This window comes from Rhizobium leguminosarum bv. viciae, from assembly GCF_012276115.1.
GTDB classification, from domain to species: Bacteria; Pseudomonadota; Alphaproteobacteria; order Rhizobiales; family Rhizobiaceae; genus Rhizobium; species Rhizobium leguminosarum_T.
This window is the reverse complement of the sequence record NZ_WIEU01000010.1, coordinates 85,994-106,819: the sequence shown is the minus strand read 5'-3', so window position 1 is coordinate 106,819 and position 20,826 is coordinate 85,994. Positions and strand designations below refer to the sequence as shown.

At 61.7% G+C, this 20,826-nt stretch carries 21 protein-coding genes; 11 read left to right on the top strand and 10 right to left on the bottom strand.

The genetic code is table 11. The features are described from left to right. Window positions 1-99 precede the first annotated feature (99 nt). The 4 genes from GFM02_RS18760 (at window position 100) to cysE (ending at window position 3,633) form a co-directional block, all read left to right on the top strand. Window positions 100-1,194: a CobW family GTP-binding protein gene (locus GFM02_RS18760; RefSeq protein ID WP_168271052.1), complete on the top strand. Its 1,095-nt coding sequence runs from the start codon at window positions 100-102 to the stop codon at window positions 1,192-1,194. After that, window positions 1,194-2,183, top strand: a complete 990-nt coding sequence (locus tag GFM02_RS18755; protein ID WP_168322406.1) for a WD40 repeat domain-containing protein — start codon at window positions 1,194-1,196, stop codon at window positions 2,181-2,183. Before GFM02_RS18760 ends, GFM02_RS18755 begins: the two co-directional genes overlap by 1 nt. A gap of 13 nt (window positions 2,184-2,196) precedes the next feature. Then, on the top strand, window positions 2,197-2,694 hold the full coding sequence (locus GFM02_RS18750) for a GNAT family N-acetyltransferase (protein ID WP_168322453.1): 498 nt from the start codon (window positions 2,197-2,199) through the stop codon (window positions 2,692-2,694). A gap of 120 nt (window positions 2,695-2,814) precedes the next feature. Beyond that, window positions 2,815-3,633 carry a serine O-acetyltransferase gene (cysE, locus tag GFM02_RS18745; RefSeq protein WP_168322405.1) on the top strand — a complete coding sequence of 273 codons (819 nt, stop codon included), beginning with the start codon at window positions 2,815-2,817 and terminating at the stop codon, window positions 3,631-3,633. 12 nt (window positions 3,634-3,645) lie between these two features. Here cysE and GFM02_RS18740 read toward each other — a convergent pair whose 3' ends face one another. The 4 genes from GFM02_RS18740 to odc2 form a co-directional block, all read right to left on the bottom strand. After that, entirely contained in the window at window positions 3,646-4,803 is a 1,158-nt protein-coding gene (locus GFM02_RS18740; RefSeq protein WP_168322404.1) for a GGDEF domain-containing protein, read from the bottom strand. Between the two features lie 146 nt (window positions 4,804-4,949). Then, entirely contained in the window at window positions 4,950-5,978 is a 1,029-nt protein-coding gene (locus GFM02_RS18735) for a serine hydrolase domain-containing protein (protein WP_168322452.1), read from the bottom strand. Window positions 5,979-6,233: 255 nt separating this feature from the next. Continuing rightward, on the bottom strand, window positions 6,234-6,824 hold the full coding sequence (locus GFM02_RS18730; protein WP_168322403.1) for a GNAT family N-acetyltransferase: 591 nt from the start codon (window positions 6,822-6,824) through the stop codon (window positions 6,234-6,236). Window positions 6,825-6,918: 94 nt separating this feature from the next. Then, entirely contained in the window at window positions 6,919-8,052 is a 1,134-nt protein-coding gene (odc2, locus tag GFM02_RS18725) for an ornithine/lysine decarboxylase (protein ID WP_025396064.1), read from the bottom strand. A gap of 528 nt (window positions 8,053-8,580) precedes the next feature. On the opposite strand from odc2, the gene GFM02_RS18720 reads away from it, so the two are divergent. The 3 genes from GFM02_RS18720 (at window position 8,581) to GFM02_RS18710 (ending at window position 11,325) form a co-directional block, all read left to right on the top strand. Continuing rightward, window positions 8,581-9,474: a LysR family transcriptional regulator gene (locus tag GFM02_RS18720; protein WP_168322402.1), complete on the top strand. Its 894-nt coding sequence runs from the start codon at window positions 8,581-8,583 to the stop codon at window positions 9,472-9,474. 139 nt (window positions 9,475-9,613) lie between these two features. Then, complete coding sequence (locus tag GFM02_RS18715) at window positions 9,614-10,255, top strand: DUF1007 family protein (protein WP_168322401.1); 642 nt, start codon at window positions 9,614-9,616, stop codon at window positions 10,253-10,255. After that, window positions 10,249-11,325 (top strand): nickel/cobalt transporter, encoded by a 1,077-nt coding sequence (locus tag GFM02_RS18710; RefSeq protein ID WP_168322400.1) that lies wholly within the window; start codon window positions 10,249-10,251, stop codon window positions 11,323-11,325. The genes GFM02_RS18715 and GFM02_RS18710 overlap by 7 nt, the downstream gene beginning before the upstream one ends. Before the next feature lies 1 nt (window position 11,326). Here the strand turns inward: GFM02_RS18710 and GFM02_RS18705 are convergent, their stop codons facing one another. The 4 genes from GFM02_RS18705 to GFM02_RS18690 all read right to left on the bottom strand — a co-directional run bounded on the left by GFM02_RS18705 (window position 11,327) and on the right by GFM02_RS18690 (window position 13,758). Then, window positions 11,327-11,533, bottom strand: a complete 207-nt coding sequence (locus tag GFM02_RS18705) for a hypothetical protein (RefSeq protein ID WP_017962148.1) — start codon at window positions 11,531-11,533, stop codon at window positions 11,327-11,329. Beyond that, window positions 11,530-12,225, bottom strand: coding sequence for a GNAT family N-acetyltransferase (locus tag GFM02_RS18700; RefSeq protein ID WP_168322399.1), 696 nt, complete (start codon window positions 12,223-12,225; stop codon window positions 11,530-11,532). The genes GFM02_RS18705 and GFM02_RS18700 overlap by 4 nt, the downstream gene beginning before the upstream one ends. Before the next feature lie 64 nt (window positions 12,226-12,289). Then, complete coding sequence (locus GFM02_RS18695) at window positions 12,290-13,009, bottom strand: tellurite resistance TerB family protein (RefSeq protein WP_168322398.1); 720 nt, start codon at window positions 13,007-13,009, stop codon at window positions 12,290-12,292. A 110-nt stretch (window positions 13,010-13,119) separates the two neighbouring features. Beyond that, complete coding sequence (locus tag GFM02_RS18690; protein ID WP_003543005.1) at window positions 13,120-13,758, bottom strand: 2-dehydro-3-deoxy-phosphogluconate aldolase; 639 nt, start codon at window positions 13,756-13,758, stop codon at window positions 13,120-13,122. A 154-nt stretch (window positions 13,759-13,912) separates the two neighbouring features. Here GFM02_RS18690 and GFM02_RS18685 point away from each other — a divergent pair, with 154 nt between their 5' ends. The 3 genes from GFM02_RS18685 (at window position 13,913) to GFM02_RS18675 (ending at window position 16,278) form a co-directional block, all read left to right on the top strand. Next, entirely contained in the window at window positions 13,913-14,401 is a 489-nt protein-coding gene (locus GFM02_RS18685) for a CYTH domain-containing protein (protein WP_065281304.1), read from the top strand. Continuing rightward, window positions 14,379-15,287, top strand: coding sequence for a CHAD domain-containing protein (locus tag GFM02_RS18680; RefSeq protein ID WP_168272977.1), 909 nt, complete (start codon window positions 14,379-14,381; stop codon window positions 15,285-15,287). The genes GFM02_RS18685 and GFM02_RS18680 overlap by 23 nt, the downstream gene beginning before the upstream one ends. 61 nt (window positions 15,288-15,348) lie before the next feature. Next, window positions 15,349-16,278, top strand: coding sequence for a rhodanese-related sulfurtransferase (locus GFM02_RS18675; protein ID WP_168322397.1), 930 nt, complete (start codon window positions 15,349-15,351; stop codon window positions 16,276-16,278). Between the two features lie 49 nt (window positions 16,279-16,327). On the opposite strand, the gene GFM02_RS18670 is transcribed toward GFM02_RS18675, so the two are convergent. After that, window positions 16,328-18,538: a putative bifunctional diguanylate cyclase/phosphodiesterase gene (locus GFM02_RS18670; protein ID WP_168322396.1), complete on the bottom strand. Its 2,211-nt coding sequence runs from the start codon at window positions 18,536-18,538 to the stop codon at window positions 16,328-16,330. Between the two features lie 201 nt (window positions 18,539-18,739). Then, a complete protein-coding gene (locus GFM02_RS18665) occupies window positions 18,740-20,113 on the bottom strand; it encodes a GH1 family beta-glucosidase (RefSeq protein WP_168322395.1) in 1,374 nt (457 codons plus the stop codon). A gap of 250 nt (window positions 20,114-20,363) precedes the next feature. Here GFM02_RS18665 and GFM02_RS18660 point away from each other — a divergent pair, with 250 nt between their 5' ends. Then, a complete protein-coding gene (locus GFM02_RS18660) occupies window positions 20,364-20,768 on the top strand; it encodes a DoxX family protein (RefSeq protein ID WP_072640528.1) in 405 nt (134 codons plus the stop codon). Window positions 20,769-20,826: the final 58 nt, after the last annotated feature.

The following is a 20,826-nucleotide window of genomic DNA, read 5'->3' as shown; positions in this document are numbered from 1 at the left end:
AACCCTTTGAACTGCCACGCTCAAGCCATTATATGAGACCAACCGTTCAAGCAGCCGATCCCAAGCCGCTCGGCCGCACGCCTAATCCTAGAGGTTCTCATGACCGACGCGATCTCCACCCAGAAGCCCATTCCCGTTACCGTGCTCACCGGTTATCTCGGCGCCGGCAAGACGACGTTGCTCAACCGCATTCTCTCCGAAAATCACGGCAAGAAATATGCGGTCATCGTCAACGAGTTCGGCGAAATCGGCATCGACAACGACCTGATCGTCGAGTCGGACGAGGAAATCTACGAAATGAACAATGGCTGCGTCTGCTGCACGGTGCGCGGCGACCTGATCCGCGTCGTCGAAGGGCTGATGCGCCGCCCCGGCCGCTTCGACGGCATCATCGTCGAAACGACCGGCCTTGCCGACCCAGTGCCGGTCGCCCAGACCTTTTTTATGGATGACGATGTGCGCGCCAAGACCGAGCTCGACGCCGTCGTCGCCCTCGTCGATGCCAAGCACCTGCCGCTGCGCCTGAAGGACAGCCGCGAGGCCGAGGACCAGATCGCCTTCGCCGACGTCGTCATCATCAACAAGAGCGACCTGGTGACTCCGGAAGAACTTGATGTGATCGAGGATATCGTCCGCGCCATCAATCCGGCCGCCCGCGTCTACAAGACCAGCCGCTCCGGCGTCGACCTCGCCCGCGTGCTCGATCAGGGCGCCTTCAACCTGGAACGCGCGCTCGAAAACGATCCGCATTTCCTGGAGCACGGCCATGACGATCATGTCTGCGGCCCCGATTGCGATCACGACCACCACCATCATGATCATGATCATCACGGTCATCAGCATGATGACCACGGTCACGATCATCATCACGGCGCTATGTCGGCGATCCATGATGTGACGGTGCAGTCGGTGTCGCTGCGCGGCGGCGAGATGAACCCGGAGCGCTTCTTCCCCTGGATCCAGAAGATCACCCAGACGCAGGGGCCGAATATTCTGCGTCTCAAGGGCATCATCGCCTTCAAGGACGATCCCGAGCGTTACGTCGTTCAGGGTGTGCACATGATCATCGAGGGTGATCATCAGCGGCCGTGGAAGGAAGGCGAAAAGCACGAGAGCCGTCTCGTTTTCATCGGCCGCGAACTCGACCGCGAGAAGCTCGAAACCTCCTTCAAGGCCTGCGAGGCAGCCGCCTGATGCCGACAGTTGCACCGCTTGATCTCGAAGGACACGTTCTGGCCGTCGAATTTTTAGGTGATGTTCCCTTCTTCGCAAGCGCAAACGGTACATTCCACCGGCTGGACGGCGGCGACAGGGTTTCTGAAGCCCACCAGGGCATGCTCACTGCCATCCGCGATCCCTACAGCGAGAGCCTGATTTCGGGCGGCGAGGACGGCAAGGTGCTGCGCATTGCCGCCGACGGCAGTGTCAGCGAGATCGCGACCGCGCCGCGCAAGTGGATTTCGCAGGTGGCAGCCGGCCCGCAGGGTGCCGTTGCCTATTCCTACGGTAAGAGTTCATTGGTGCGCCTTGCCGATGGCACGACCAAGGAATTCCCCGAGGAGCGCACCGTCGAAGGTCTTGCCTTTGCACCGAAGGGCCTGCGCATCGCGGCCGCGCGCTACAACGGTGTGTCGTTGCACTGGATCGGCATGAATGCCAAGCCGATCGATCTTGAATGGAAGGGTGCGCATACCGGCGTCACCTTCTCGCCTGATGGTAATTTCCTCGTCACCTCGATGCAGGAAAACGCATTGCACGGCTGGAAGCTCGACATCAAGCCCGGCACCGAAGCCCGCCACATGCGCATGACCGGCTACCCTTCCAAGGTGAAATCGCTCTCCTGGTCGGTCAAGGGCAAGTGGCTCGCGTCTTCAGGCGCGCCTGCGGCAATCGTCTGGCCCTTCCAGGGCAAGGACGGGCCGATGGGCAAGGCGCCGCTGGAGCTCGGTACCCGCGCCAATATCATGGCAACCGCAGTGAAATTCCATCCGCTCGAGGACATCCTCGCCATCGGCTTCATCGACGGCATGATTCTGGCCGTGCGCATCGCCGACAGCAAGGAAGCGCTGCTGCGCCGACCCGGCAAGGGTGCGATCACAGCGATGAGCTGGAGCAAAAACGGCAAGCTGCTCGCCTTCGGCTCGGAAGCCGGCGATTGTGGTGTCATCGATATTTCGGCTTGAGGCCGTTGCCGGCATGGACGACGCCCTGATGGAACCCGAAGTCATGGCGCTCACCGCCGATCACATGCAAGCCGCGGCCGCAATCAGACGTGCTTCCCTGTGGCAGCGGCTGCCCTGGCTGCCGGATGTGCATACGCCCGAGGAGGAAGAGCAGTACTGGCGCATGCATCTGCTGCCGAATTGCACCATCCTCGGCGCCACCTTGGGAAACCAGCTCGTCGGTGTCATCGCCTATGGCGACAACTGGATAGAGCAGCTTTACGTTCTCCCCGGTTTCCAGGGCATGGGCATCGGCTCTTCACTCCTCGGCTGCGCCAAGGAGGAGATGAACGAGATCAGGCTCTGGACGTTTAAGCGTAATGCAGGCGCTCGCAGCTTCTACGAACGGCATGGTTTTACCGCTGAAAAGGAGACCGATGGCGCCGACAACGAAGAGCGGGAGCCTGATGTGCTCTATCATTGGCGCCGGCTTCCGGAGCTGACTCCTCGCCCGCAGCCATCCGGTGGTTAGAATATGCTATCGGACTCAAGGCCGTAGGATATCGGGGCTTGCCAAACGCCGTGCCCGGGCGAAACATGAACCACGAGCAGGAAGCGCTTTGCGCTGCCGTGGCTGACGGAGAAAACGGAAATGTCGAAATCGACCCGCCTCGGTTTAGCCGGGCAACAGCCGCAGCCTTTGGCCGAAGCATCCGTCTGGACCGTCATCCGCGCCGAGGCGGCCGAGTTCGCCGCGCGCGAGCCGATATTGCGGCAGCTGCTTGCCGCTCAGGTAACGGACACTGCCAACAACGATGAGATCATCGCCCGCGTGCTGGCCGCGCGGCTCTCCGTAGCGCAGGTGGAAACGGGTGATCTGTTCGATCTCATCCTGTCCACACTTGATGACGATATCATGCGGAAGGTCGAGGCCGATCTCATCGCCGTGCGCGAGCGCGATCCGGCCTGCACGACATTTCTGCACGCGCTTCTCAATCTGAAGGGCTTTCATGCGCTTGAGACGCATCGCATCGCCCATGCGCTCTGGATCGCCGGCCGTCCGGAGATCGCCAGTTGGCTCGCCAATCTCGTTTCCCTGGTCTTCGGCCCGGATATCCATCCGGCGGCACGGATCGGCGCATCCATCATGTTTGACCACGGTTCGGGCATCGTCATCGGCGAAACGGCTGTCATCGAGGATGAAGTGTCTATCCTGCAGAACGTCACGCTCGGCGGCACCGGCAAGGAGACCGGCGACCGCCACCCGAAGATCCGCCACGGCGTGATGATCGGCGCGGGCGCCAAGATCCTCGGCAATATCGAAATCGGCGCCTTCAGCAAAGTTGCCGCCGGTAGCGTCGTGCTCAAATCGGTGCCCGAGCATTGCACGGTTGCCGGCGTGCCGGCAACGGTCGTGCGCATCCACCGCGCCGACGAAATCCCGGCCGAGACGATGGATCAGAATATCTAAGGTCGCCCGTTTCTACGCGGCCTGCTGATTCTCCCCGAAGGCTTCGACCCGGTTGCGGCCTTCGCGCTTCGAACGATAGAGCGCCTCATCGGCCTTCTGCATCAATCGTTCAAAATCTTCGCCGCTTTCCGCACGCGCGGCAACGCCGATGCTCAGCGTCGGAAAGACGGCCAGATCCGGCCGCTGCATGACGGCGGCGGCGAAGGCGAGACGGATGCGCTCAGCAATCGCGACCGCATCTTGCCCGGCAACATTTTTCAGCACCGCCAGGAACTCATCTCCACCTTGACGGGCAAGCAGATCGTCCGAGCGCATGATGCCTCTCGAAACACTGGCGAAAAGCCGCAGGATGTCGTCACCTGCGGCATGGCCATGCCTGTCGTTCAACTGCTTGAAATGGTCGATATCGATGATCAGCAGCGATACCGGCTGGGAGCCGAGGGCGGACAGATGCTGGGCAAGGCCGCCGCGATTGAGCGCGCCGGTCAGCGGATCGTGGTGAGCGAGTTCCGTCAGCTGATTTCGGCTGCGCTCGGCGGCCATCAGCACCATGGCCATGCTGCGCAGCATGATGAAGGCGACCGCCGATACCGCCATCCAGCTATGAATTGCACTGCCGCCGAAGGGATCCGGCCCGCCGATCTCACCGGTCGCCGCGAGAATGCTGCGAACCGCAAAGATCGCGGCAGTGCAGGCGTAGAGGCCGACAAGCAAGGCTGCCGAATAAAGCCTCTCGCGCCGGACAATGCTGATCGCCTCCCTTGCGACGGCAAGGTCGCAGAGGCAGCAGATGACAGAGACGTAGAGGAGCCTCGCCGAGACTGCCGATGGATCGCTGACGATGAGGACGACAGGAACGCTGACGAGCAAGATGGCAAGCCAGAAAGCGCGCTGGTCGAGCGCTCGTCTCGAAAACACCCGCACTGCAAAGAACATCAGCATATAGCCGGCGATGGTGACGATATTGCCGCCGTCGATCGAGACGGAGGTGGGAACGAGATTGCGCAGCGCGACGAGAAACGAGCCGACACCGACAAGAAGGTTGCTCAAGCCCCACCAGAGCGGCCACCTCTCGAAGCGACCCGTCGCATAGGCTGCAAGCTGGAGAACGCCCAGCACGAAACAGCTCACGGCAACAATGAAATAGATTGTCCTGAGATCCAGCAGCATGGCGCTTTCCCGAAATTCTCGCGGAACTTACAGCAAGCGTTTTGCGGTTTGATTGGAGCCTTCGCTAAAAATTTAACGATCGGGGTTTTTCGCCGCTGCATAATTCAAAGTCCTACAGCGCGTCTGAAAGACGCGCGGCCCTGTCGTCAGGCGGCACGCACCGAGCCGATGATGTCCGCCAACAGACTGTGCAGCAAGTCGCTGTAGCCGCTTCGGGCAGACGGACCGCTCTCTTCCGAGGTCATGACGACGGTGAGATCGAGCGACGGCACGATGTAGAGCATCTGCCCGCCATATCCCCAGGCGAAATGCACCTGCTCGCCGCCGATCTGCCGCGTGAACCAGCCATAGCCATATTCATCGCCAGAGAAACGCGAGTTGGTGCGCTGCTGCCACGACTGGGAGATCCAGTCGGCAGGGACGATCTGGCGGCCGTTGGCGGTCTTGCCGCCGTTGCGGTAGAGTTCGCCGAAAGCAAGCAGGGACCGGGCGCTCATCGCCATCTGATTGCCGCCCAGATAGATGCCCTGCGGATCGCGCTCCCATGCGCCAATGCGGAAACCTTCGACAGGACCCAGCCATTCGCGCGCCAACACCAGCGTCGGCCGCCGGCCGACCTTGGTGAGAATGGCCGAAAGCAGATGCGTGGATGCGGTGGAATAGAGCATCTCGCCACCGGGCTGATCGACGAAAGGCTGCGACAGCGCAAAGCGCACCCAGTTGCGCGAGGAGACCCAGCGGCCGTAGTTCGCCCCCGACATGCGATCGAGCCCCGCCTGCATGGAGAGAAGATTGCCGATGGTGATGTCGTTGATGCGCGGGTCTGGTGCTGCCGGAAGATCGGCCTTCAGGATCGGCGCGATCTTCTGGTCCGGCCCCGTCAGCAGGCCTTTGTCGATGGCGATACCGACCAGCGCCGAAATGATCGACTTCGAAGCGGATTTGATATTGGTCGATTCCGAGGGCGAATGACCGTGGAACCCACGTTCGCTAAGCACGCGTCCGTCGCGAGCGACAATCACCGTCTTGAGAGGCCTCATCGCGGGGTCGCTCGCCGAGCGATCGAGACGCGGGCCAATCCCACCGACGCCGGAAGCCGTACTCTGAGCAGTCGCCGGCCCCGTTGCGGCAAGCGGCAGGCAGAAGAAAAGCAAAAGGGAAAGAAGGCGGATCATGCGACGCAAGATAGGATATCGCCGCGATATGTTCGCGGGCCGGCGACCCATTTCACGCGATTGTGTTTCCGTGTGTCGGGAGCGAGCGGCCGCGCCGCTTCACCCGCCAGAAAGACAATCCGCGCCGTAACCACACCAGGCCCGCCTGCCTGCGTGGTCAAACGGCGCGGATATTACCAGCCGGGGGAAAAATTCCCAACCTGGCCGGCCGGTCGGCGCAGCCTTACAGTCCGCGCATCTTTTCGGGTCGATGCGCTAGGCTGCGCGGCGAACCGGGGCGCTGGCCAGCATGCGTCCCGAGGGGACGATCATGCCGGCCGCGCCGTCAAGCCAGCCTTCCGTGAGCTCGAGCGCCAGAAAGCGCGAGCGTTCGAACGGACCCGGCATGACAAGATGGCGAGCCTTTTCGGCAAAGAAGCCGAAGCGCTCGTAATAGGCAGCGTCGCCGACGAGCAGGACGGCGCCGTGCCCGCGCTTCTTCGCTTCGAGAATCGACGCGCGCATCAGCGCCGAGCCGATGCCCTTGCCGCCCTGATAGGGCGCAACGGCGAGCGGTCCAAGCAGCAGCGCATTGATCGGCGTGCCTTCGTCATTGACGCCGGCCTCGATGTTCCACAGCCGCACCGAGCCGATGACATGGCCGTCGCGATCGCGCGCGACGAGCGCAAGACCCTCGGCCGGGACGCGGTTGCGGCGGATCTTCTCCGACGACTTCTTGCGGCGACCCGGGCCCATGACGCGGTCGAGCAGGTTTTCACGCGCAACGACATCCGAGGGATTTTCGGCGTCGATGGCGAAAGTGGTAGGCGCAAAGAATGCGCGGACAGAATCAAGAACAGCGGCCATCTTGGCCTCCCGTACCCAATACCGTTATCAGCGGCGATGAAGGAAAATTGTGAAATTGCCGCCCCGGCTGGTTACGGGGCCGGCGGAAACGACCTTAGATGACGTAGGACTTCAACGGGTCGAAACCGTTGAAAGCGACCGCCGAATAGGTCGTCGTATAGGCGCCGGTACCTTCGATCAGGACCTCGTCGCCGATCGAAAGGGAGATCGGCAGCGGATAGAGGTTCTTCTCGTAGAGCACGTCGGCCGAATCGCAGGTCGGACCGGCAATGACGCAGGGCTCCATCTCGTCGCCGTCGTGTTCCGTACGGATCGGATAGCGGATGGCTTCATCCATCGTCTCGGCGAGACCGCCGAACTTGCCGATGTCGAGGAAGACCCAGCGGGCATCGTCATTGTCCGACTTCTTCGAAATCAGAACGACTTCCGCCTTGATGACACCGGCATTGCCGACCATGCCGCGGCCCGGCTCGATGATCGTCTGCGGGATCTGGTTGCCGAAATGCGTGCGCAGCGCCTGGTAGATCGACTTGCCGTAAGCTTCTGCGGACGGAACGTCACGCAGGTACTTGGTCGGGAAGCCGCCGCCCATGTTGACCATCTGCAGGTGGATGCCCTGCTTGGCAAGCGATACGAAGACGCGCTTGGCATCGGCGAGCGCCGAATCCCAGGCATCGACCTTGGTCATCTGCGAACCGACATGGAACGACACCCCATAGGACTGCAAGCCAAGCTGATGGGCGTAGACGAGAACGTCGACAGCCATCTGCGGAACGCAGCCGAACTTGCGCGACAGCGGCCATTCGGCGCCTTCGCCATCCGTGAGCACGCGGCAGAAGACCCGGGCGCCGGGAGCGGCGCGCGAAATCTTCTCGACTTCCTCGTGGCTGTCGACCGCAAAGAGGCTGACGCCGAGCGCATGCGCGCGGGCAACGTCACGTTCCTTCTTGATCGTGTTGCCATAGGAGATGCGGGCGGCGGTCGCACCGGCTTCGAGCGCCATTTCGATTTCGGCAACGGATGCGCAATCGAAATTGGAGCCGAGGCCTGCGAGCAGCTTCAGCACTTCGGGAGCCGGGTTGGCCTTGACGGCATAATAGATGGCGCTGTCCGGCATGGCGTGACGGAAGGCGTGGAAATTGTCGCGAACGACGTCGAGGTCAACCACGAGGCAGGGACCATCGGGACGTCGGGTTGCGAGAAAGTCGCGGATGCGCTGGGTGGTCATATCGATTCCCTCTTCCAATTCCAGAGCTCCGGCATGAACCGGAGGACAAAGGGCATACGATAGCTCGCATTGGAACCAGCCGGTGGAGACCCCGGAACCATAGCAAGCGCTCGATGCGCAGATAGTGAACCAACGCCGCGATGCGGTGTAAGTTCGGCTTTGTCTGCCATGGATTGGAGGGAGAATCCCAACCGCACTTCCGGCAATGATGGTGTGCCTCTTCAGTAACCCCCGCTGATGGAAAGCAGGGAGAGAACAAAAAGGCCCGCACCGTCGTTGCTTCAGGCGTCCTCGCATTTTCCGGTTGGCCGGAATAGCGACTGGAGGGGTTAATTCCAGGTACCTTACCGATTTCCTCACCAATTCGAGGGTTCGGCGGACACCCATGGGCACGTGCGACTTTGGGCTGAGTGGGAAATAAGAATATTCGCCTTCATAATCAAGCGATTTTTTGATCATGGGGCTAAAAAAATTATTGAACAAAACGAGCCAATTTGTTCAACATTCCGAAACAGCCTGAGGGGTGCCATGGATACCTTGACCCGCATACGCGCCTTCATCGATGTCGTCGAGGCCGAAGGCTTCTCCGCCGCGGCACGGCGCACCGGTCGCTCCAAGGCGCTGCTCTCCAAATATGTGCGCGAATTGGAAGACGAGCTCGGCGCCCTGCTGCTCAACCGCACCACCCGGCAGTTCTCCATGACCGAGGCCGGCCATACCTATTACCGCACCGCCTCCGATATTTTGAAGGAGATCGACAACCTCGCCGATCTCGTGCGTGAGAACAATGCGCAGCTCAAGGGACGGCTGCGCATCTCGGTGCCGCGCACCTTCGTCGATGCCGATGTCGGCCAGTCGCTGATCGATTTCGCCAAGGAGAATCCGGACCTTTCGCTGGAGATTGCCGCCGACGACCGGTTCGTCGATCTGATCGAGGAGAGCTTCGACGTGGCGATCCGCATCACCAAACTCGAGGATTCCGGCATGATCGCCCGCAAGATCTCGGATTTCCGCATCCATCTCTGCGCTACCCCCGATTTTCTCGAGCGTTATCCCGATCTCGATCACCCGACGGCTCTTTCCAACGTCCCTTTCATCGTCGATACCAATGCGCGCACCCAGGCGAGCATCCGCTTCCACAATCCCGACAACACCTCGTTCGCCGTTGCCGTTTCCGGACCGATAGAGGTCAACAGCCCGCATGCGACATTACGCGCGGCACTGGCCGGCATCGGCGTCGCCTTCATCCCGGATTTCATCGCCCGCAAGCCGATCGAGAGCGGCGAACTGGTAACGTTGTTCAACGATTACATCCCCACCGACCGCGGCATCTATGCCGTTTACCCGCACCGGCGCTACCTGCCGGCCAAGGTGAGGATCTTCGTCGATTACCTGCACAACTGGTTCAAGAAGCACCCATGATGCGACAACAGGTTCCATGTTGACCACGTGGCTCAGACGATCGGACGGCGACGATCGGGGATCCGCCAGTGAAGCCCGTCCCAATTCCGTCCCAATTTCTGGCAAGAAGTCAGGGTCACCGAACAGAGCAGCGGAATAGATGAAACATTCGACGATACTGATGGCGGCGCTTCTTTCGCTGGCGCCGGCCGCCGCCTTTGCCCATCCGCACATCTTCGTGGAAGCGCGCCTCGAAGTCGTGGCCGGCAAGGACGGCAGTGTCGAGGAACTGCGCAATGTCTGGCGCTTCGACGAGGTCTTCTCTTCCTCCGTGGTCATGGATTTCGACAAGAACACCGACCTGAAGCTGGAGCCGAACGAGCTCGCGGAGGTCGGAAAGACGGTGAAGCAGTCGCTTGCCGACTACGATTACTACATGAACCTGACGATCAACGGGAAGAACATCACCGTTCAGCAGCCTGACATCATCCATGTCGACTACAAGGAAGGTCAACTGCTGATGTTCTTTGCGGTGAAGCCGGTCGAGAAGATGCCGCTCAAGGGCAGGCTCAGCTTCGGCGTCTATGACCCGACGCTCTATACCTCGATCGACTTTCCCACGGACGGTGAGCTTGCGATCGTCGGAGACGGCTTCAAGACTTGCAAACATCAGGTGGTGCGGCCCGATGCCGACCAAGTGATATCGGAAAACAAACAGTCGCTGACGGACGCCTTCTTTAACGATCCTACCGGCACCAACATGTCCAAACTCTTCGCCACCCGGCTGGAGGTCACATGCTGAGAAAACGCCTGCCCCTCATCCTTTCCGCTGTCGTCCTTGCGCTCCTGGCGGCGGCAAGTCTGGCCCATGCGCAATCTCCGCTCGGCATCGGCACGGCGGAGCCGAGCTTCCAGCCGACCGGCGGGCCGTTCGCACCGCTTTTGCTCTATGTGAATTATGAACAGCAGGCCTTCTATCGGGCGTTGACCGGCGCCTTGAAGGCGATGCGCCAAGACCCGTGGCAGCTGGCATCGCTGATCGGCCTCTCCTTCGCCTACGGCGTCTTCCATGCCGCCGGCCCAGGCCACGGCAAGGCGGTCATCTCCTCCTACATGATCGCCAACGAGGTCGAGCTGAAGCGCGGCGTGGTGATTTCCTTCATTTCGGCCTTCGTCCAGGGCGTGATGGCGGTGGCGCTGGTCGGCGGCGCCTGGCTGGTGTTGCGCGGCACCGGCATCACGCTGACGGAGGCGACCCACGCAATGGAGATCGCCAGCTTCGTCATGGTCATCCTGTTCGGCGGCTGGCTGCTGTTTCGAAAACTGCGCTCGATGGCCGGCAATATGCCACGGCGCCGGCTGATGGCGACGCCTGTCGGCCCGGTCAGCATGATGCTCGACTGGAAGGATAATGCAGCCGAACGCCAGGCCTATGCCTTCAACGGCAAGGCGCAGGCTGTCGAAGCCGGCCACACCTTTGTTCCCGGCATGGTCTGCGAAACCTGCGGCAATGCCCATGTGCCCGACCCGGCCCTGCTCGGCGGCGACAGATTCAGCGTTCGCGAGGCCTGGTCGGCGATCGTTGCCGTCGGTCTGCGTCCCTGCTCCGGCGCACTTCTGGTCATGACCTTCTCACTGCTGAACGGGCTCTATCTCGGCGGCGTGCTTTCGGTCGTCGCCATGTCGCTCGGCACGGCGATTACCGTTTCCCTGCTTGCCACACTTGCCGTCACTGCCAAGAGCGCGGCCGTCCGCCTCTCCGGACGCGGCTCGCCCGCCTCGATCTGGGTCGGCAATGCCATCGAAATCCTCGGCGCCGTGCTCGTCATGCTGATGGGCGCCCTGCTGCTTGGGGCCTCGCTGCAGGGATAAGCTACTTTCCTCGGCTGCGCTGGTAACGAGCCCGCAACCAGAAGACAGCGAAAAACGCCATGATCAGGCAGACGCCGACGACGATCGCCAACGTCGGCGAGAAGTTGCCGATCCACAGAACGATGGTCGGCAGGAAATAGATGACCAGGGCAGCGCTAAGCAGGATGATGCCGGCGGCGGTTGCCTGCGAGCGGCTTTCCGGGCTCATACGAGCCTTTCCTTTTCGAGATCGGCGCGGATATCCTGCAGGCGGCGAACCTGGTTGCCCTCGGCGTCGAAATTCCCGGGCGAAAGCCAGGCTTCGAAGGCATCGTTGATCACCGGCCATTCGGCATCGATCATCGAGAACCAGGCGGTGTCGCGATTGCGATGCTTGGAGATCATGTGCTGGCGGAAGACCCCTTCGAAGCTGAAGCCGTAACGCGTAGCCGTCGTTTTGCTCGCCTCGTTCTTATTGTCGCATTTCCATTCGTAGCGGCGGTAGCCGAGATCCTCGAAGACATGCTTGGCCATCAGGTAATGCGCCTCGGTCGACAGCGGCGACCGCTTCATCTCGGCCCCGTGCGCCACCCCGCCGATCTCGACGACGCCGTTCGCCGGGTCGGCGCGCATATAGTTCGCCATGCCGACAATCTTGCCGGTGGCGTTGTCGCGGAAGATATGGGTCAGCCAACCGGACTTGGTATTGACGGTTTCCAGCCAATTGGCGAAATCGTCGATATCGGAGAAATCGTCCTGGGCAAAATAGAGAAGCAGCGGGTTGATGCCCATGCCGCCAAGCCCGTCCCACAGCGCCTCGAGATGTTCCGCGCGCCGATAGGGCTCGACAGTAACGAAACGGCCCTTCAGCGTCACCGGCTTCGGCGCCGGGCAGCCCTTGAAATTAGCAAGATCGCGCATCTTCACTCCCCTTTTCGGAAGAGTGGATAGGCCAGCCGCCCAACAAAGGCAACCGGCCTAGATGTCACTGTGACAAGGTCACCTTGGCGGAGGATACCGTCGCCTCGATATGGTCGACCAGCTGGTCGGCAAGGCCGAGGCGGCCTGCGAGCAGGTCGAGATAACCGCGCTCGGCGCGTGAATCCGGCTCGATGGTGAGCCGCGAGGCGGTGTAGAGCTCGACGCGCTGTTCTTCCGTCACCGCCGCAGCGACCAGCGCATCGATATCCGTCGGCGAGGCGAGTTCATGCTCGACGAAGGCCGCAGCCTCGCCGCTGACATCGGCGGCCCTGACCCTCTCCATGATGAGGGCGCGTTCGGCATCGTCGATATGGCCGTCGGCCTTGGCGGCGGCAATCATCGCGCGGATCAGCACCAGGGCGAATTCATTGCTGCCGGCAGGCGACGTCGGCCCGAAACCGGATTCGGCAGGCGGCGGCAGAAGCACCGGATTATTGGCGGACGGTGCATCGGAAGGGGCAGCCGGGGCCTGCCCGGCCTGGTAATTCTTGTAGGCTTGGTAACCGAGGCCGGCAATCGCGGCAAGACCACCGATCGCCAGTGCATTGCCGGCAATACTCCGACCGGTCTTGGTGCCGAGAAGCGCGGCTGCAATCGCACCTGTCGCCAGCGGATTGTTCCTGGCCGTCTGAACGGCATCACCCGCCCTGTCGCGGACCGAGCCGCCGAGACCCGGCACCTGCGAACCCAAGAACTGGTCGAGAAGCTTTTTTGCGTCGAACATTCCTCGTCATCTCCCTGTTGAAGCTGGAGGAGAACATAGGTTTGCGACGGTTGAAATACAAACTTGGGAAGCGGGATTGAGCCGTGAGGCTCACCCGCCCTTGCCGAAACTCAGGCCTTCAGCGCCGCCGCCTCTGCCGCGAGCTTGGTTATGCCGGCCCAGTCGCCGGCCGCGACCAGTTCCTTTGGCGCCACCCACGAGCCGCCGACGCAAATGACGTTCGGCAGCGAGAGATAATCATTGGCATTCTTCAGCGAAATACCGCCGGTCGGGCAAAACAGCGTGCCGGCAAGCGGCGAGGACAGCGCCTTGAGATAGGCGGCGCCGCCAGCCTGCTCGGCCGGGAAGAATTTCAGCACCTGGTAGCCTTCTTCGCGCAGCGCCATGACTTCGCTGGCGGTCGCGGCCCCGGGAAGCAGCGGCACGTCGGAATCCGCAGCCGCATCGAGCAGCTCCTGCGTCGTGCCGGGGCTGACGATGAACTTCGAACCGGCCTCGACGGCGGCTTCCCAATGAGCGACATTGAGGATCGTGCCGGCGCCGACTTCGGCGCCTTCGACCTCTGCGGCGACGGCGCGCACGGCCTCGAGCGCCGCCGGCGTGCGCATGGTGATCTCAATCGCCTTCAGGCCGCCCGCGACGAGCGCACGGGCCAGCGGCACCGCCGTCTTCGCATCGTCGACGATCAAGACCGGAACGACAGGCTGGAGTTTCAGGATGGAAAGGAGCTTCTCTGTTTTCTCGCCCATGGTCGCGCGACCTCCTTGAAACGATTGAATTCGGACCCCGAATAACGCCCCCGCGGAACCTTGTCGAGATAAAACCGGACCGCATGCCGAGAAGGGTATGAAATGCGTGGAAATTGGGCTACCGTGCCGCAATCGTCACAAAAGGTTCACCGGTATGGCGAAAGAGATCGAGCGGAAGTTTCTTGTACGCAGCGATGGATGGCGTTCCGCCGTCGAGACGAAGTCTGTCCTCAGGCAGGGTTATATTGCCTCGATGGACGACCGCTCCGTCCGGGTGCGCATCCTCGACGGCAGGAAGGCGAAACTGACGATCAAGATCGGCCGCAGCGCCATCACCCGTGACGAATTCGAATATGACATCCCGATCGCCGATGCCGAAGAGCTGTTGCAGAACGCGATCGGCGTCGTCATCGAGAAGACGCGCTATCGCGTTCCGCATGAGGACTTCGTCTGGGAGGTCGACGTCTTTACCGGCGAGCATCGCGGGCTGGTGATCGCCGAGGTGGAGATGACGGCAGAAACCGATGATCCGGCCCTGCCCACCTGGCTCGGCCGCGAAGTGACCGGCGATTTCCGCTATTCCAACCAGGCCCTTGCCACAGAATACGGGCACGACAGGCATGGCTTATCGCATTCGGCCTGACGCCGATTTTACCGAGGCGTTTCGCAACGTCGCCACCGAGCAGCTGGAACACGCCGTCACGGTTCTCGAGGAGCGGCCGGACGGCGCGCATGAGGCAATCCATTCCTTCCGCAAGAACCTGAAACGACTACGGTCGCTCTACCGCCTCGTGGCCCGCGAGGTGCCGGATTTCCAGGCCCATGAAAATGTAAGGCTGCGCGATGTCGCACGCTCGCTTTCGGCGATCCGCGACGCTGCCGCCCTCATCGGCACAGCGGAATATCTGCAGCACGCAGCCCGCGGGAAAGAGGAGAGCGAGGCGCTCGGCCGCATCGTCACCATTCTCGAAGGGCGCCGTGACTGGATGGCGGAAGCCGAAAGCGGCCTGGAACAGCGGCTGACGGAAACATCGGACGCACTGAAGGAGGCGATCGCCGCGCTGGATGAAGTCTCGTTTAATGGCGGCCATCGCAAGAATGCCCGCATGCTGGCGAAGAGCTGGCGCCGCACCGCGCGGAAGGCCAAAGCCGCGCTTGCGGCTTGCCATGGCGAGGCATCGGCCGACGATTTCCACACTCTGCGCAAACGCACCTACGACTATCGGCTCTACCATGCCCTTTTGCGCGACGTCTGGCCGGGCGCGATGAAGGCCAAACGCGATGCGGCCAGGGAGCTCGCCGAGGATCTCGGCCACATCCACGATCTCACCGTGCTCTCCGAACTGGTCGAAGCCGAACCGCAGCTCTTCACCCGCAATGACGACCTGGCGCATCTGCTCGACATCATCATCTTCCGCCAGCAGGAAGACCGGCGGCAAGCGCTGATCAAAGCCGAAGCTGTCTTCGCCGATGATGCCGACGAGGAAGCCCAGCGCATCGAGCTTCTCTGGCTGATGGCTGGAAACTGAGAGAAGGCCGCCACTGGCGAAGGCAATTGCGCGGCCCGCCGATTTTCTGTATTTCCGGCCTATGACCGACAGCCTGACACACACCAGCCCGTTCCTCGTGGCCGCACTCTACCATTTCGTTTCCGTGCCGCGCTTTGCCGACCTGCAGGCGCCCTTGCAGACGCTTTGCGAGGAGAACGGCGTCAAGGGAACGCTGCTTCTGGCGCATGAAGGCATCAACGGCACGATCGCAGGCCCGGATGCCGGCATTCACGCCGTGCTCGCTTTCCTGCGCGCCCAGCCGGAATTTTCGGGCCTGGAGCACAAGGAAAGCCGCGCCTCGAAAATGCCCTTCCTGCGCATGAAGGTGAAGCTGAAGAAGGAAATCGTCACCATGGGCGTCGAAGATATCGACCCCAACAAGGTGGTCGGCACCTATGTGGCTGCCAAGGATTGGAACGCGCTGATTTCCGACCCCGACACCATCGTCATCGACACCCGCAACGACTACGAGACGGCGATCGGAACCTTCCGCGGCGCGCTCGACCCGAAGACCAAGACCTTCCGTGAATTTCCCGATTGGGTGCGCAACAATCCCGGTCTGCACAACAAGCCGAAGGTCGCCATGTACTGCACCGGCGGCATACGCTGCGAGAAGGCCACCGCCTTCATGAAGGCGGAGGGCTTCGACGAGGTCTATCATCTGAAGGGCGGCATCCTCAAATATCTGGAGGAAGTGCCGCAGGAGGAAAGCCTCTGGGATGGCGCCTGCTTCGTCTTCGACGAGCGCGTGTCCGTCGAGCACGGTTTGAAGGAAGGCGAACACCGGCTCTGCCACGCCTGCCGCAACCCGATCACTGCCGAGGAAATGACTTCGCCGCTTTACGAGGAAGGCGTTTCCTGCAGCCACTGCTACGACACGCGCACGGAGGAAGACCGGCTGCGTTACCGTCAGCGTCAGCACCAGATCGCCCTGGCGAAGAAGCGCGGCCAGCGACATATCGGCAGCTGAGCCAGGATTCTGATTGATCAACCTTGCTGCCTGAGGATCAGGCCGCTGCTTAGGCTGCGCCGATGCGGCGCCGAGCTTCCGGCTCCGCTGCACGTCGCTCGTTCAGCATCTCGGTGATAAGGTCTGATGTCACGGGCTTTCCGAACAAATAGCCCTGCAGGCAGTCGCAGCCGAAAAGGCGCATGGCTATCGCCTGCTCCTCGGTCTCGATGCCTTCGGCCGTCACCGGAATGTCGAGCGAGCGGGCGAGCGCTACCGTCGCCTGCAGCATCTCGCGCTGGCGTTTGTCGTTGACACCCATGACCAGCGAGCGGTCGATCTTGATGCGGTCGAAGCCGAACTGCCTGAGGTAACCGATCGAGGAGAAGCCGGAACCGAAATCGTCGAGCGCCACCTTGACCCCCAGCCCCTTCAACCGTTCGATCGACTGGCGGGTGCGCTGCGGATTCTGGATCATGTAGCCTTCGGTGATTTCAAGCGTGATGCGGCCGGCCTCGATCTCCGTCTGCTTCAGCACGTAGCGCACATAGTCGGTAAAGGCGGGATTGCGGAACTGGCCGGGCGAGACGTTGACCGAGACATTGAGTTCCGGCCATTGCTTGGCCGTCTCACAGGCCTTGCGCAGCACGAACAGGCCGAGCGATTCGATGAGGCCGCTGGTCTCGGCGATCGGGATGAACAGCTCGGGCGAAACAGGACCATGGCCTGGACGGTTCCAGCGCACCAGCGCCTCGACGCCGGTCATCGCATGCGTGCTCGCATCGATCAGCGGCTGGTAGGCGAGCGTCAGGTCGCCGCTTTCGATGGCGATCCGGAGATCGAGCTCCAGCGCATTGCGCTGCTCTCGATCGGCGTCCATCGATGGATCGTAGAGCGTCATGCGCGCGCGGCCGGCCTCCTTCGCCTTGTACATGGCAAGGTCGGAACGCCGCACCAGCTCCTCACGCCCGATCGTCCCGGAAGGCGACATGGCGATACCAATGCTTGCCCCGACGACGACGACACGACGACCGATCTCCAGCGGCTCGACCAGAAAATCGAGGATCTGCTCGGCGAGCTGCAGGGCGGCGGCATTCTCACTGTCAGAGAGAAAGGCGATCGCAAATTCATCGCCGCCGATGCGGGCGAGAACCGCACCTTGCGGAATGAGTACATCGAGCCCGGCCGCGACCGCCCGGATCAACTGGTCGCCGGTGCCGTGGCCATAGCTGTCATTGACTTCCTTGAAGCCATCGAGGTCGAGATAAAGAAGCAGCACGTTGCGCCTGGTCTGGCCTGCCTCGACGACAAAACGATCGACGGCGAGCCCGAGACCGTCCCGATTGGAAAGGCCGCTCAGCCTGTCGCGTAGCGCCTCCTCGCGAGCGCTGCCTTCCTCCGCCTTCAGGCGGCGGCCGGCAAGCCAGCCGATAACCAGCAGCACCACGAAAAACAATCCGACGAGGCCGAGCGCCTGGATGACCATCGGCCGCACCTGCGCATAGGCGATATCGCCGGGTGACCGCGAGGCCCAGACGAGCTTGCCGATCGTCGCCCCCGTCGGATCGACGATCGGTACGAGATAGTCGGCAGCAAAACTCGGCGGCGCCAGCCTCAGCCCGCTGATGACATAGGTCTGGCCGAGCGCGGCCACTCTGTCGTTATCGATGTGGCGGGCGAAAATAAGATAGCGGTGCTGGCCGGCGGGCGCGTCCAGCGCACCGGACTTTTCCCGCACCAATGCCACGCCGACAGCGGCAATGCCCCGCTTGGTGGTAACGAAACCGACCGCTTGAGGACGATCGGCCGGGCCGGCCGCCTTCACCCTGTCGAGCAGGATCCAGAGCGACGGCGCGAAGAAATCCGTGAGCGGCTCCTCCATCGGTTTGCCGTCGCGATAGGTCATAATCGCCTTCTTCTCGCCATCGACGACAATCGCCATGTCGAACAGCGAGCTATTGACCGACATCTCGCCGTAATTGCTCACCGTCCAGGCCATACCGTCCGGCGCGTAGACGTTGGCGGCGGCATCGTTCCAGGCGGCATAATCGTCAAGCGTCGCGCCGAGCTGATCCTCGAATGTCTTCACCGCGCCGATCGTCGTTTCGCGCGAGCGCTCGTCATCGAGGAGATTGGCGTTTTCGGTCACGCGCTCGAGCGCAGTCAGCACCATGACGGTGACGACGGCGACGATGACCGCGAAGGAAAAAAGCACGCCCGTGACGGTGATGTGACGGCCTATTCCCGATCCTTTACTCTGCGACTTTCCGGCGGTCTGCATTACGACTCCCTGACCGGTGCACTTTGCCAGCCAAGGGTTCAAAAACGTTTAAACAACCGCCTGTTGCACGTGTCTGACGATCTATTTTTGTCCGTGCCGCCGGTGGTCGCGAAATTGACGGCAAGCAGCGTCAGCTTGCCGTGCCGCCGGACGGGCAAGTTCAAAAGGCGCCTGGATCAAGTGCCCGCTGGAGTAATTGCGCTAACCCGCTTTGTGATTGCCCTTCGGGAACTGAGCTGCCAGTTCGCGATACCATTTGCCGCTCTTTTTTACCGTGCGTACCTGGGTCTCATAATCGACATGGACGAGACCGAAGCGCATGCGATAGCCTTCCGCCCATTCGAAATTGTCCATCAGGCTCCAGGCGAAATAGCCGCGCAGGGGATAACCGTCCTTGATGAGGCCGGCGACGATGTCGAGGTGATCGCCGACATAATCGAGGCGCATGGTATCGTCGACCTCGCCGTCGACGACATCGGTGTTGTCGCAGGCGCCGTTCTCGGTGATGTAGCATTCCGGCAGCTCGTAGCGGCGGTAGAGATCCTCGACCGACAGCTTCAAGCCCGGCGCATAGATTTCCCAGCCGATATCGGTCTTGACGTCGCTTGCCGGCGGCGCTTCCACCGTCCAGGGGAAATCGCCTTTGCGTTCGGCATCATCAGTGACCCGCTCGGGCTTATAATAGTTCAGTCCCCACCAGTCGAGTTTCTGGCTGATGAGCTTCATGTCGCCATCCTCGATAACGGGCATGCGATCGCCGAGCGCCTCGACGAATTCCTTGGGATACTCACCCTTGAAGACGGGGTCGAAGAAGGCGCCGTTGTGGAACTGATGTGCACGCTCGGCGGCGGCGCGATCTGCCGGGCTGTCGGAGCCGGAAATGATCGAGGCGGCATTGAGCACGAGGCCGACCGGCACATTGGGGGCTTCCGAGCGGATCGCCTCGACGCCGAGGCCGTGGGCCAGGTTCATGTAATGCATGGCGTGAAGGGCGGCCTGCATGTTGCGCTCGCCAGGAGCATGGATGCCGTAGAGGTGGCTGAGCCAGACGATGCACCAGGGCTCGTTGAAGGTGGCGACACTGTCAAGGCGATCCCCCAAGCGGTTCATCACCGTCTTGGCGTAGCGCTGATAGGCGTAGGCGGTCGAGCGCGCAGTCCAGCCGCCGTCACCGGCGAGCAGCAGAGGCAGATCCCAATGATAGAGTGTCGCGAAGGTCTTGATGCCCCGCGCCTTGCAGCCGTCGACCAGCCGGTCGTAGAAATCGAGGCCGGCCTCGTTCACCGGACCCGTACCGTCGGGGATAATGCGCGGCCAGGCGATCGAGAACCTGTAGGCTTCGACACCCATCTCCTTGATGAGATCGAGGTCCTGCTCCAGGCGATTGTAGTGGTCGCAGGCAACGTCGCCGTTATCGCGATTATGGACGCGGCCGGGCATATTGCAGAAAGCATCCCAGATGGATGGCTTGCGGCCATCGGCCTTGCTGGCGCCTTCGATCTGGAAGGCGGCGGTGGCAACGCCGAAAGTGAAGTCGCCGGGAAAGCGCTCCGCGAGTTTCTTCGGATCGATCATCTGCAAATCCTATCTCTCAGGTTCAGCCGTTTGCGCCGGATTTAGCCAAGCCTGTGGGCAAAGTACAGGCTGGCGGCGAGAAAAACTGCAACGTTGCAGGAGGAAAAACAGGACAGCTGCAACGCCGCTGCAGCCGCCCCTCCCCCACCGCGCAGCTGCCCTCATAACAACAATGTCAGCAGTCGTGACTTGGCCGTTGAGACCGCGATCCTTACACGGGAAATGGAATCACAAATGTGAAAGGAATCCAATGCTCTCTTCGGTCCATTCGCTGCAGCCTCATCTGTTGAGCCTGTTGCGCATCGTCTCGTCACTTGTGCTTTTCAGCTACGGAACACAGAAAATCCTGCATTTTCCGGCTGCGGCAAGCGTGCCGCCCGCGGGCTCGCTCTCCTGGATTGCCGGGTTGCTCGAACTCACCTTTGGCTTCCTGGTCCTGGTGGGATTCCAGACCCGTATCGCAGCCTTCGTGCTCTCGGGCCTGATGGCCTTCGCCTATTTCATCGGCCATGCGTCGAAGGGCATCTATCCCGCTCAGAACGGCGGCGTCGCGGCGATCCTGTTCTGCTTCGTGTTTCTTTATCTGGTGGCGGCAGGTGCCGGACCGTTGAGCGTCGATAACCTTCTGAAGCGCGGCCGCACTGCTACTGCCTGACCAAATAAACAAAATGCCGAGGCGGCTTGACCCGCCTCGGCGCTTTCATGGCGCAATC

Bases quoted from the DNA above. Each gene is read 5' to 3' on its own strand.
- GFM02_RS18760 (WP_168271052.1), top strand. From the start codon at position 100: ATGACCGACGCGATCTCCACCCAGAAGCCCATTCCCGTTACCGTGCTC.
- GFM02_RS18710 (WP_168322400.1), top strand. From the start codon at position 10,249: ATGCTGAGAAAACGCCTGCCCCTCATCCTTTCCGCTGTCGTCCTTGCG.
- GFM02_RS18660 (WP_072640528.1), top strand. From the start codon at position 20,364: ATGCTCTCTTCGGTCCATTCGCTGCAGCCTCATCTGTTGAGCCTGTTG.
- GFM02_RS18720 (WP_168322402.1), top strand. From the start codon at position 8,581: ATGGATACCTTGACCCGCATACGCGCCTTCATCGATGTCGTCGAGGCC.
- GFM02_RS18665 (WP_168322395.1), bottom strand. From the start codon at position 20,113: ATGATCGATCCGAAGAAACTCGCGGAGCGCTTTCCCGGCGACTTCACT.
- GFM02_RS18730 (WP_168322403.1), bottom strand. From the start codon at position 6,824: ATGGCCGCTGTTCTTGATTCTGTCCGCGCATTCTTTGCGCCTACCACT.
- GFM02_RS18735 (WP_168322452.1), bottom strand. From the start codon at position 5,978: ATGATCCGCCTTCTTTCCCTTTTGCTTTTCTTCTGCCTGCCGCTTGCC.
- GFM02_RS18740 (WP_168322404.1), bottom strand. From the start codon at position 4,803: ATGCTGCTGGATCTCAGGACAATCTATTTCATTGTTGCCGTGAGCTGT.
- GFM02_RS18755 (WP_168322406.1), top strand. From the start codon at position 1,194: ATGCCGACAGTTGCACCGCTTGATCTCGAAGGACACGTTCTGGCCGTC.
- GFM02_RS18715 (WP_168322401.1), top strand. From the start codon at position 9,614: ATGAAACATTCGACGATACTGATGGCGGCGCTTCTTTCGCTGGCGCCG.
- GFM02_RS18750 (WP_168322453.1), top strand. From the start codon at position 2,197: ATGGACGACGCCCTGATGGAACCCGAAGTCATGGCGCTCACCGCCGAT.
- GFM02_RS18700 (WP_168322399.1), bottom strand. From the start codon at position 12,225: ATGCGCGATCTTGCTAATTTCAAGGGCTGCCCGGCGCCGAAGCCGGTG.
- GFM02_RS18675 (WP_168322397.1), top strand. From the start codon at position 15,349: ATGACCGACAGCCTGACACACACCAGCCCGTTCCTCGTGGCCGCACTC.
- GFM02_RS18705 (WP_017962148.1), bottom strand. From the start codon at position 11,533: ATGAGCCCGGAAAGCCGCTCGCAGGCAACCGCCGCCGGCATCATCCTG.
- GFM02_RS18680 (WP_168272977.1), top strand. From the start codon at position 14,379: ATGGCTTATCGCATTCGGCCTGACGCCGATTTTACCGAGGCGTTTCGC.
- odc2 (WP_025396064.1), bottom strand. From the start codon at position 8,052: ATGACCACCCAGCGCATCCGCGACTTTCTCGCAACCCGACGTCCCGAT.
- cysE (WP_168322405.1), top strand. From the start codon at position 2,815: ATGTCGAAATCGACCCGCCTCGGTTTAGCCGGGCAACAGCCGCAGCCT.
- GFM02_RS18690 (WP_003543005.1), bottom strand. From the start codon at position 13,758: ATGGGCGAGAAAACAGAGAAGCTCCTTTCCATCCTGAAACTCCAGCCT.
- GFM02_RS18685 (WP_065281304.1), top strand. From the start codon at position 13,913: ATGGCGAAAGAGATCGAGCGGAAGTTTCTTGTACGCAGCGATGGATGG.
- GFM02_RS18670 (WP_168322396.1), bottom strand. From the start codon at position 18,538: ATGCAGACCGCCGGAAAGTCGCAGAGTAAAGGATCGGGAATAGGCCGT.
- GFM02_RS18695 (WP_168322398.1), bottom strand. From the start codon at position 13,009: ATGTTCGACGCAAAAAAGCTTCTCGACCAGTTCTTGGGTTCGCAGGTG.